Raw genomic sequence first — 10,322 nt, forward strand, 5'->3', positions numbered from 1 at the left:
CAATTGGGTATTAAGAAGAAATCCCGCTGAAAAGAGCAGAGAACCGGACGAATGAGTTTGCAGTCAAACAGAAACATCAGTAAGAAGTTCATCACCGCCATCAGGCAGGGGTCGTATTTAGCCGCCGTTCTTGCTCTTCTTCTCGTTCTGCCGCAAGGCTATGGCCAGACTGTCGGTACTCGCACGGCGCTCCGCGTCAGCTCAACGGATGGAAAGACGACGCTGAGCGTGACGGTGAAGAATCCCTCGGGCGAAGCCGTGACGGATGGCAGCGTGAGCTTTATGAGCGGCGGCGTATCTCTGGGGTCGGCCTTTGTTGAAAACGGAGCCGCTACGCTGACTTTGGACAAGCTGCCTGCCAACACCAAACAGATCACCGCGGTATATTTGGGCAGCGACCAATATGCGGCGTCCGCGTCGGGCAGCGAGCAGGTGCAGGCAAATGCCACGACGGCTCCGCCTGACTTTTCGATTGCTGCGAATCCTACATCGCTGTCATTGAATGCCGGCGAGTATGGGACCTCGATTTTGACGGTGACTCCCGAGAATGGCTTTTCCCAGTCAGTGACGCTCTCGCTTTCCGGGCTGCCGATTGCGACGACGAAGACCTTCACTCCGCAGGTAGTGGTTCCTTCGTCAGGCACTTTGACCAGTACATTGCAGATTCAGACGACGGCCAATTCGACATCCACGTCGGCTAGCAATGAAGCCGTTGCCAGGCATCTCGCACATGCCATTCTCTTTCCCGGCGTTATGGCACTGGCGGGAATTGGAGCTTTCAGGAAGCGGCACAGCGGCGTATTTCGCATGCTGGGTATTGCCCTGTTGCTGCTGGCCAGCGTTTCTGGACTGACGGCCTGTTCGCAGCGGTATAGCTATCTACACCATCCACCGACGGCGAATACGGGGACTCCGCTCGGCTCGTATCCGATCACGATCACGGCTTATTCCAACAATGGCGGAGAAGTGACCAGCCATTCGCTGGCATTCACTCTAGTAGTGAAGTAGCTTTACCCGGCGATCGCCGCGGCCAGTTTTTCGATGACGGAGATGTTCGCGATCAATTCCTGCGGCAGCTGATGCCGCGAAGCAAGATAGGCGGGAGCGTTCCAGGAGACCTGGACGTTCCCGTTTTTGTCTTCCGCGATAAGGATTTTCAGCGGCAAATCGATGGCGATGCTCGGCATAGCCAGCATCAATGGGGTGCCGGCCTTGGGGCTGCCGAAGATGACGAGCTTCGTGGACGGCATCTGGAATCCGGCTTTTGCTGCTTCCCCGCTGTGGTCGACGATGGCGAAGATCTGAATTCCCTTTTCATGAAGCACTTGCTCGAGGCGCGCTACGGTTTCATCGACGGAATGGCGGCTGGGGATGGAGACAACTCCATTGGTATCTGGCATGACATACTCTCCGAACCGCCATTGTACTTGGCGCTTATGACGCGGTCGTGAGAGCGGCCAGAGTCTTCTCCAGGCTTGCTTCATCTTCGATGCTCAGGGCCTTCTGGCTGCGGTCGATCTGGCGCAGCAAACCAGAGAGAACTTTGCCGGGGCCGACCTCGATATAGTGCGTTGGCTGCTGTTCGATGAGAAGACGCATCGATTCGACCCAGCGGACGGATCCTGTGACCTGGCGGATGAGTGCGTCGCGTAGCTGATCTGCGCTCGTGGTCAGGGCCGCGTCGATGTTGGTGATGACGGGGATGGCTGCATTGGAGAAGCTGAGTGCGTACAGGTCATGGGCGAGGCGGTCCTGCGCGGGCTGCATGAGGGCGCAGTGGAAGGGCGCGCTGACGGCGAGCATGATGACTCGCTTGGCGCCAGCATTTTGTGCCAGGGCGCCGGCCTTTTCGACCCCGGCGACGGTGCCGGAAATGACTGTCTGCTCGGGCGAGTTGAGGTTGGCGGCAGAGACGACTACGCCGGTTTCCGCTGCTCCTCTCGCGCAGATTTCGATGACGGCCTCGGAGCTCATGCCGAGGACGGCGGCCATGGCGCCTTCGCCTGCCGGGACGGCTTCCTGCATGTATCGGCCGCGGTTGCGTACCGTTTTGACCGCGTCGGCAAAGGAGAGGACGCCTGCGGCAACGTTGGCCGAGTATTCGCCGAGGGAATGTCCGGCGACGAAGCTGGGTTGGATGCCCTTTTCGGCCAGCACGCGCTGCGCGGCGATCGATGCGGTGAAGATGGCGGGCTGCGTGAACTCGGTCAGCTTGAGCTGTTCTTCAGGGCCTTCAAAACAAAGCTTCGAGAGGGAAAATCCGAGAACCTCGTCGGCTTCGTCGAAGGTTTGCCGGGCGACGGGGAATTTTTCGGAGAGGTCGCGGCCCATGCCTACGGCCTGCGAGCCCTGTCCGGGAAAGAGGAATGCGAGCTTGGTTTCACTCATGTCTTGGGTATTTCAAATGATTCTGCAGGCTGATGCAAGGTAGTTCGATTCCTAGCCCCAGTCTCTCCTGTTTTGTACCGGAATCGCTTTTTTCAGTGGCTTAAGGGTTTTGTCGTAAAGGCAGGTCTTGCTTCCGCAAGACTTCGCACGAACGTTGTTCGTGCGGGTCCATTCGACTGCGTGCTTCGCGCTCCGCTCAGGATGACGGCATGTTTGGAGGCGCACTTCTCGCTTAGGATGACGGCGCGATGTGGGTGCTCTTCGTATTACTTGCTCGGCTCAGGATGACGGCGTGTCTGAAGTGCTCTTCGCTTTCTGGATAACGGCGCGATGTGGGTGGCCGTCACACTCTGGGACGGCATCTGGGTATGACGGCGCATTTGGGGATTTTCAGGTGCTGTAACTCAGGTTTTAGCGACAATTTCGCGTCTTTAACGGCGATTTCAGGGCAAATGGGAAGGCCCCGTTTTCCGCAAAGAAAACGGGGCCTTCATCTGCAAGCAGCCTGTAAGCCGAATTTTGTCGAGGACGGTCATTCCTCTAGGCGACGCATTGCTGCGGCGCTCAAGCGACCTACCCGAAGGTTTCCGCTCCACTTTGCGGGCAAGCCCGCCAGTCTGGAGGACCCACGTTGACGCGCCGGGCAGGCACGCCGCGCGGCTATCTGGGTCTCGCCGCGCATCCCTCCCTATTTGGTCTTGCTCCGTGTGGGGTTTACCCTGCCTCCGACGTTACCGCCGGAGCGGTGCGCTCTTACCGCACCTTTTCACCCTTACCTTGCGTCTTGCGACGTAGGCGGTATCTTCTCTGTGGCACTTGCCGTCTCGGAGCCTTGACGCTCCGATCCCGGACGTTATCCGGCACACTGCCCTACGGAGTTCGGACTTTCCTCTCCTGAAATGCGCGAACGCATTTCAGCAGCGACCGCCCAGCTGCTTGCTTGGTTCTATGGTATCGCAATGGCGGATTCGAGCTACTACAATCCCACATCTCAAAATCGAGATGTGGGGCACCCGTCTACTGACCTCATGATCGGATGAACAAAAGGCCCCATCAGTATCGGCTACGTTCCAACAATGAACGGGTTACTATAGCACTTAGTGCTATAGTACAAAGATGGGGCAGAATCCTTCCGAGGGGTTTTCGGTTTATAAGAGCAAACCCTTTGCCCGATTCGTCAAGAAGGCGCGTATTACCGATTCCGATCTTTGGAGAACTGCTCGGCTGGCAAACGAAGGCGTAATCGATGCTGATCTCGGCGGCGGAGTCGTCAAGCAGCGTATCGCTCGCTCCGGTGAAGGCAAGTCAGGCGGGTCACGCTCGATCATTCTCTTCAGGAAGAATGACCGCGCCGTTTATGTTTATGGCTTTGAGAAAAAGGACATTGCCAATATCAAGCCTGACGAGTTGGAGGCCTTCCGAGAGCTGGCTAAGGTGATCCTTGGATACACCAAAGCGGAGATCCAAAGCGCGTCGAAGACGGAGCGCTCATTAAGGTAGAAAAACCGGAGGTGGATAACAATGTCTAAAAAATATCGCAGCAAGATCATGGCTGCCATTCATGAGACGGCGGTTGATCTGCACAGAGTCGGCGGCATGGATAAAAAGACCATGCGCAAGTTCGACGCGCTGTGCCTGACGCCGATTCAGGCAATGACCCCGAAGAAGATTCGTGCTCTACGTACTCGCGAAAAAGCCAGCCAGACTGTCTTCGCAGCCTATTTGAATGTGACGCCCAGTCTGGTCAGCAAATGGGAACGTGGTGAGAAACATCCACAAGGCGCATCGCTTAAGCTGCTTTCTCTCGTAGAGAAAAAAGGGTTGGAGGCTGTGGCATAACGACTCACATCTCAAAATCGAGATGTAGGGTACCGCAGCATAACTATCTCACCTTTCAAATTGAAATGTGGGTACCCAATATGGAGAGCCTTTCGATGTTTAGCTCGATGGAAGCACTTCGTCAAGAATTTGGTCTCGACAGATCACAGACTATTGAAGAGTCGATTGCAGAATTGACACGACGCCGCGCGGCTATACATCCAGACAAAATGGGCGGAAATTTTGTGAGCCCTGCCGCTGAGGCACATTATATGCGGCTGTCTGAAGCATTAGAGTATTCGAGAAATCAGAACCCAACACAGCTCGTGCTGTCGCAAACTGTTGAGATAGATGGCCTGACTACCTTAGTGAAATCACTCCAAAACACAGTAGAACAATTAAGACTTGATGCTCCAAAACAACATCAAATGAAAGAGGATATCAAAAGAGAATTAGCTAACTCCCATCGAACTCTCCGAATTAGTACTGCAACATTTGCAACTATGTGTGCCACAATCCTAGGCTTTTCTGAGAAGTTACCATCCAACCCTATACTTGCCCCCATCGCTAGAAGTGCGTGGGCTAAAGACTGTCTTCTCTTCCTCTTTCTATTCTCAGGAATTGCTTTTTTTCTAACTTGGCTTAATGAGAACCGCTCGAGAAACATCATGCAGTATTTGCTCTCGGACCGCGGTCTCTCGACAATAATGTTTTGGTGCCTAAATTCTGGACATGACGAAGAACCTAAGACCGAAATTACCAAACAGCAGATCATTAGTCATATTCTCGAAATTGGTAAATCTTGGCACAAATCTAAACCGATCAGAATTCTGAAAAGTTGGTTCAGGGTACGGATATCACATGACTTTGCCGAAGGCATTGCCGCTAGTCAATTAGCTATCCTTTAGAACGTGGAGTCATCAATGTCTCTCGAATGAAAGGAATTGAACGCCTTTACACCATAGATGAATCCTGCGCGAGAGAAATTATTGAGAACCGAGACGGTCCGTATCATCCCAGACTCTGGTAGTTCCAAGTCGGCTGTGGGTACGGATACTTTGAACTTTTTCGGATGACTAACTTCATCTCACCGCTCCGATCTTCTCTCTAATACAATCTAATCTTTCGGCCTTCATCGACTAGGCCTTACAACCTGCCAGCCAACAAGCGTATCTTTCATCGTGGAGGTGGGAGATGGAGAAGGAAATCATTGGACAGGGTGCGAAGCCGGGGAAGAGTCACGAGGATGTGCAGTGGCTTGATCTGGAGTCGATGGCTCGCGTGCAGCTCACCTCAGAGGATCCGTCATTTCCGATAGAGAATGCGTTGAGCACGAATCCGGAGCGCAATGAGATGGGGTGGCGCGCTGCTGCTGCCGGGCCGCAGACGATTGTGCTGGTGTTTACGGTGCCGACGCATCTGCGGCGGATATTTGCGCACTTTATTGAGCGCGAAACGGAGCGGGGGCAGGAGTTTGTGCTGCGCTACTCCTCTGCAAAGGAAACGGATCGCGAGATTGTGCGCCAGCAGTGGACTTTCAGTCCGACGGGATCGGCGCAGGAGATTGAGGATTACGCCGTCGATCTGGATGGCGTGACGAAGCTTGAGCTGGTGATCGATCCTGATCGCGGGCGCGGGCAGAGCCTGGCGACGCTCAACGCGCTGCGGCTGGCTTAACGGCTATTTTCTACAGCGACGGTTCGCTTTCGGCTCGATGGACTCCAATCCCATATCTCAAATGTGAGGGCCCTTCGGACTTGCAGACTTACCTACATCTCAGAATCGAGATGTGGGGCACCCGCAGCTTTCAGCTCGATGAATTTTTACCCCATGTCTTAAGACCTTTGGCCTTGCAGACTTACCCACATCTCAAAATCGAGATGTGGGGCACCCGCGGCTTTCGGCTCGATGGATTTTCCATCCTATGTCTCAAAATCGGTACCCTTCGGCCTGTGCCTGGCTTCGCTTATCTATTTGTGGCTCTCTTTGGATTTATCTTCGATGAGTTTCTTGGTCAGCAGGACGAGGCCGAGGAGCTGCGTCCATTCGGAGACGATGTTGCCGACGACCTGTCCCCATTTTCCTTCGGAGTCCATTTTGACGTAGAGGAAAACCCATGCGGCTCCGGTGATGGCGAGAAAGATGGTGAGCGAGTGGTTCCGGACAATCTGGAAGAGCCGGTCGTGCCATTGACCCTTCGGCTGGTTGCTCTCGGCTGAGCCTATTTCATAGAAATATTTTGTCGCGATGACGGTGAGAACTACGCCGGACCAGTCGGCAATAGTGTTGCCGAAGAAAGAGCCCCAGAGCGTGCTGGGATCGCCGTAGATGTAAAGGACGATCCATAAGAGCAGGATGCTGACTGCGGCCGTGCCGAGGGCGTGGTGCTTGAGGAAGCTCTTCTTTTTTCTGGCCATTTCTGCCACCCATCTGAAACTGTTCGCGAGAATTGGTTAACGAACAGTCAGATGCATGGTAAGCGACAATGTGAACGCCGGAGCGGCTGCTCCGGCGTGGCATCATTTAGCGAAGTGCAGTTGACGAAGCCTAGTGAGTTGCTGAGGCTACAACGACCGAAGCGATAACTCCAGTGGCGACGGCGGCGAGAACGTAATTTCCGTCTACCTCGCGCCATTCATAGCCATGGGGCGGCTCGTGGAGGTGATATTGGTGGTAGTCGACTCTTTCGCCACGATTCCAATCTTCATTGTGCATTTTGTAGCCCTTTTTCCACTCATCGTGGTGGACATATGCATGATTGTCGTGGTGATCGTCGTGATGGTCATCGGGGCGATCCTGAGAGAAAGCAACACCTGCCGGAGAAAGAAGTGCAGCGAGCATGGTAAGAGCAGCAACTCTGCGAATAGGGTTCATGAAACCTCCTGAAGCTTTGATGTCGCTTGTAAACGGCAACGTTGTGTTGGCAGAGGTTTTTGAAGGGAAATTATCTGCGATGAGCGATGCTTTTTTCTTAAGCTACTGGGATCGTTGCTGATAGCTTTCTAAAAAAATATTGGGATGCCGACAATACTTTTTTGGCATGCGCTGGTGTTTCGGAAAATTATGGGAGCGAGCGGCGCATGATTTGATCTGGATGTTACATGATGTTTGCGAGAGTAAAAATGACTTTCCGACTGGGTCTTCAGTCATGGAATCGCAACATGATCGTCACATGATCGCAACAAGCGGGGAATAGGCTGGCACCCGCGATTCCTGTTATGGGAATCGGGAGAGGTGAATCCCCCTATGAGCTCAGACCGTCGTACTTTTCTCAAGCTTTTAACAATCAGTGCAGCTTCGGCAGCTTTTCCTGCGAGCATCAGCCGCGCGCTTTCGATTCCGGCGCACCATCGCACGGGCACGATTGAGGATGTGGAGCATGTCGTCTTCATGATGCAGGAGAACCGCTCGTTCGATCACTACTTCGGCACGCTGCGCGGCGTGCGCGGCTTTGGCGATCCGCGGACGATCAAGCTGCCTTCAGGCAAGAGCGTGTGGTATCAGCCGGACGCGACAAATCCGGATGGCTATGTGCTGCCCTTTCATCCGGGCGCGCCGAACCTTGGGCTGCAGTTTCTGCAGGACCTGGCGCATGACTGGACGACGACGCATGGGGCATGGAATGACGGCAAGTATGACCAGTGGGTTCCGCAAAAAGGCACAACTACGATGGCGCACCTGACGCGCAGCGATATTCCGTTTCACTATGCGTTGGCGGATGCCTTTACTGTCTGCGATGCGTATCACTGCTCGCTGCTGGGGCCAACCGATCCGAACCGGTATCACATGTGGACGGGCTGGGCGGGCAATGATGGCAATGGCGGTGGTCCGGTGATCGATAACGCCGAAGCTGGGTACGACTGGTCGACCTATCCGGAGCTGCTGCAGAAGGCCGGCGTCTCGTGGAAGATTTATCAGGATCAAGGGCAAGGTCTGGACGCCGCGCATTTCTGGGGATGGGGAGATGATGCGTATATCGGGAACTATGGCGATAATTCGCTGCTCTATTTCCATCAGTATCAGAACGCACCGGACTTGAGTCCACTGGCACAGAAGGCGCGGACGGGAACGAACATTTCGAAGAGTGGAACGCTGTTCGATATCTTTCGCCAGGATGTGATGAACTATGCTCTGCCGCAGGTGTCGTGGGTAGTAGCGCCGGAGGCTTACACGGAGCATCCGAACTGGCCGGCGAATTACGGCGCATGGTATGTGTCGCAGGTACTGGATGCGTTGACGGCGAATCCGGAGGCGTGGAGCAAGACGGTCTTCTTCTTCATGTTCGATGAGAATGATGGCTTCTTCGATCACATGGTGCCACCGACTCCGCCGCAGTCGCGGACGGAGGGCATTTCGACAGGACACGACGAACGAGCTGTTCGCCGGGAATGGGGAGTATCCTGCCGGGCCTTATGGATTGGGTGTGCGGGTGCCGATGATTGTGATCTCACCGTGGAGCAAAGGCGGATGGGTGAACTCCGAGGTCTTCGATCACACTTCGCTGATTCGTTTTATTGACCGGCGATTTGGCAGGCAGTATCCCGGGCATTACGGAGTCGAATATTACGACGTGGCGGCGCGCGGTGGCAGGCGATCTTACGTCGGCGTTTAACTTTGCCTCGCCGAATGATGCGAAGGTTCCACTGCCGAGCACGGCAGCATATCAGCCACCGGATGATAATCGGCATCCGGATTACATTCCTGCGCCGCCGAGCGACCAGGCGCTTCCGGCGCAGGAGCCGGGCGTGCGGCCTGCTCGTGCGCTGCCTTATGAGCTGCACGTAGAGGCGGACGTGAACTCGCAAGCTCCGGTTGAGCTTCGCTTCCGCAATACGGGCAAGGCTGCGGCGGTATTCCATGTGCGATCGGGCGATCGCAAGACGGGGCCGTGGACATATACGGTTGGCGTGCGCGATGAGGTCTCGGATCACTTTGGGGTGCGTGGCGACGCTTCGTATGATCTTTCGGTCTATGGAGCGAATGGTTTTCTGCGTACTTTTACTGGAGGCGCGAACAGCGCGAAGCTGAAGGTGAAAGCGATTTACGACGTGGAATCAGAGGGCATCGCGCTGGAGATTCGTAACGAAGGGCGAGGCGACGAGAAGGTTCGCATTGTGGATGCCTACTCAGGCAAGACGGTGACGCAGCGATTGGAAGGACATGAGACTTTCACGCACTACTGGCCGCTGAAGAGGTTTTCCGGATGGTACGACCTTACGGTGACGGTGGAATCCGATGCGACCTTCCAGCGCCAGCTTGCGGGGCATGTCGAGACGGGATGCGACAGTGTCACCGATCCGATGATCGGTGCGGCGGCTGCCCAGCCTGTTGTCGCGTAGGAAAGCTTCTTAACACCATAACCCTGTGGCCTTCATGTACTTATCGCACGGAGGCCTTTTTGTTGCTTCCCGGTCGATATAACGAGCGCGATTTCGCGGGCCAAGTATGATTGGAGCTACTAAAAGGCCATCGACTTCGTGGAGAAAAAATGACTGCCGGCAACGAAACAAAGAAGCGCTGCACGTGGGCGGAGACGGATCCATTGCTGCAGCAGTACCACGATGAAGAGTGGGGCGTGCCGGAATATGACAGCCGCGCACTTTGGGAATTGCTGATGCTGGAAGGGTTTCAGGCGGGCATTTCGTGGCTGACTGTTCTGAGAAAGCGCGAGGCTTTCCGCAAGGGATTTCGCCAGTTCGACCCGGCGAAGGTGGCACGTTTTACCGAAGCGGATATTTCAAGATTGCTGAATGATGAAGGCATCATTCGTTCCCGGGCAAAGATTGAAGCCACCATCACCGGGGCGCAGATCTTTCTCGATATGAAAAAGTCCGGAGAGGATTTCGCTACGTTCCTCTGGGGCATGGCCGGCGGCAAGCCGATCCAGACGCAGGGTCCGAGGCCGGTGCAGACGGAGCTTTCGGTAGAGATGTCGAAAGAACTGAAGAAGCGCGGCTTCAAATTTGTGGGACCGGTGATTGTGTATGCGTTCATGCAGGCTGCCGGGATTGTGAACGACCATAGCGAAGAGTGCTTTCGCCGCAAAGCTGTAACGAAATTGAAGCGCGGCACACTATAAAAGCGACAGCTTGACCTGCAATCCAATCTGGGTAAAA

At 54.9% G+C, this 10,322-nt stretch carries 13 protein-coding genes and 1 other RNA gene; 9 read left to right on the forward strand and 5 right to left on the reverse strand.

Translation table 11 applies throughout. From position 1 onward, the window contains the following. Positions 1-51: 51 nt before the first annotated feature. The gene (locus tag GSQ86_RS03605) at positions 52-1,008 is read left to right on the forward strand and encodes an Ig-like domain-containing protein (RefSeq protein WP_158748599.1); all 957 of its coding nucleotides are present in this window, start codon (positions 52-54) and stop codon (positions 1,006-1,008) included. Positions 1,009-1,010: 2 nt separating this feature from the next. Here the strand turns inward: GSQ86_RS03605 and GSQ86_RS03610 are convergent, their stop codons facing one another. From GSQ86_RS03610 to rnpB, 3 genes are all read right to left on the reverse strand, one after another. Further along, a complete protein-coding gene (locus tag GSQ86_RS03610; protein ID WP_158748600.1) occupies positions 1,011-1,400 on the reverse strand; it encodes a DUF302 domain-containing protein in 390 nt (129 codons plus the stop codon). Positions 1,401-1,434: 34 nt separating this feature from the next. Next, entirely contained in the window at positions 1,435-2,388 is a 954-nt protein-coding gene (gene fabD / locus GSQ86_RS03615) for an ACP S-malonyltransferase (RefSeq protein ID WP_158748601.1), read from the reverse strand. 492 nt (positions 2,389-2,880) lie between these two features. After that, positions 2,881-3,328, reverse strand: an RNA gene (gene rnpB / locus GSQ86_RS03620) — RNase P RNA component class A. 176 nt (positions 3,329-3,504) lie between these two features. Here rnpB and GSQ86_RS03625 point away from each other — a divergent pair. The 4 genes from GSQ86_RS03625 (at position 3,505) to GSQ86_RS03640 (ending at position 5,883) form a co-directional block, all read left to right on the forward strand. Beyond that, complete coding sequence (locus tag GSQ86_RS03625; RefSeq protein WP_158748602.1) at positions 3,505-3,888, forward strand: type II toxin-antitoxin system RelE/ParE family toxin; 384 nt, start codon at positions 3,505-3,507, stop codon at positions 3,886-3,888. Positions 3,889-3,909: 21 nt separating this feature from the next. Then, positions 3,910-4,227, forward strand: a complete 318-nt coding sequence (locus GSQ86_RS03630) for a DNA-binding transcriptional regulator (protein ID WP_158748603.1) — start codon at positions 3,910-3,912, stop codon at positions 4,225-4,227. A gap of 95 nt (positions 4,228-4,322) precedes the next feature. Continuing rightward, on the forward strand, positions 4,323-5,114 hold the full coding sequence (locus GSQ86_RS03635) for a hypothetical protein (RefSeq protein WP_158748604.1): 792 nt from the start codon (positions 4,323-4,325) through the stop codon (positions 5,112-5,114). Positions 5,115-5,400: 286 nt separating this feature from the next. Next, entirely contained in the window at positions 5,401-5,883 is a 483-nt protein-coding gene (locus GSQ86_RS03640; RefSeq protein ID WP_158748605.1) for a carbohydrate-binding protein, read from the forward strand. A gap of 293 nt (positions 5,884-6,176) precedes the next feature. On the opposite strand, the gene GSQ86_RS03645 is transcribed toward GSQ86_RS03640, so the two are convergent. Both GSQ86_RS03645 and GSQ86_RS03650 read right to left on the reverse strand, forming a co-directional pair. Beyond that, positions 6,177-6,623 carry a hypothetical protein gene (locus GSQ86_RS03645; RefSeq protein WP_158748606.1) on the reverse strand — a complete coding sequence of 149 codons (447 nt, stop codon included), beginning with the start codon at positions 6,621-6,623 and terminating at the stop codon, positions 6,177-6,179. Between the two features lie 130 nt (positions 6,624-6,753). Then, positions 6,754-7,080 carry an RcnB family protein gene (locus tag GSQ86_RS03650; protein ID WP_158748607.1) on the reverse strand — a complete coding sequence of 109 codons (327 nt, stop codon included), beginning with the start codon at positions 7,078-7,080 and terminating at the stop codon, positions 6,754-6,756. A gap of 372 nt (positions 7,081-7,452) precedes the next feature. On the opposite strand from GSQ86_RS03650, the gene GSQ86_RS23280 reads away from it, so the two are divergent. The 4 genes from GSQ86_RS23280 to GSQ86_RS03660 all read left to right on the forward strand — a co-directional run bounded on the left by GSQ86_RS23280 (position 7,453) and on the right by GSQ86_RS03660 (position 10,285). Continuing rightward, positions 7,453-8,724 carry an alkaline phosphatase family protein gene (locus GSQ86_RS23280; protein WP_254062108.1) on the forward strand — a complete coding sequence of 424 codons (1,272 nt, stop codon included), beginning with the start codon at positions 7,453-7,455 and terminating at the stop codon, positions 8,722-8,724. Then, positions 8,642-8,818: an alkaline phosphatase family protein gene (locus GSQ86_RS23285; protein ID WP_254062109.1), complete on the forward strand. Its 177-nt coding sequence runs from the start codon at positions 8,642-8,644 to the stop codon at positions 8,816-8,818. The genes GSQ86_RS23280 and GSQ86_RS23285 overlap by 83 nt, the downstream gene beginning before the upstream one ends. Beyond that, a complete protein-coding gene (locus tag GSQ86_RS23290) occupies positions 8,733-9,545 on the forward strand; it encodes a phospholipase domain-containing protein (RefSeq protein ID WP_254062110.1) in 813 nt (270 codons plus the stop codon). Before GSQ86_RS23285 ends, GSQ86_RS23290 begins: the two co-directional genes overlap by 86 nt. Positions 9,546-9,694: 149 nt before the next feature. Continuing rightward, positions 9,695-10,285, forward strand: coding sequence for a DNA-3-methyladenine glycosylase I (locus tag GSQ86_RS03660; RefSeq protein ID WP_158748608.1), 591 nt, complete (start codon positions 9,695-9,697; stop codon positions 10,283-10,285). The last annotated feature ends 37 nt before the right edge of the window (positions 10,286-10,322 follow it).

Origin of the sequence: Acidobacterium sp. S8 (assembly GCF_009765985.1) — a bacterium.
GTDB lineage: Bacteria > Acidobacteriota > Terriglobia > Terriglobales > Acidobacteriaceae > Alloacidobacterium.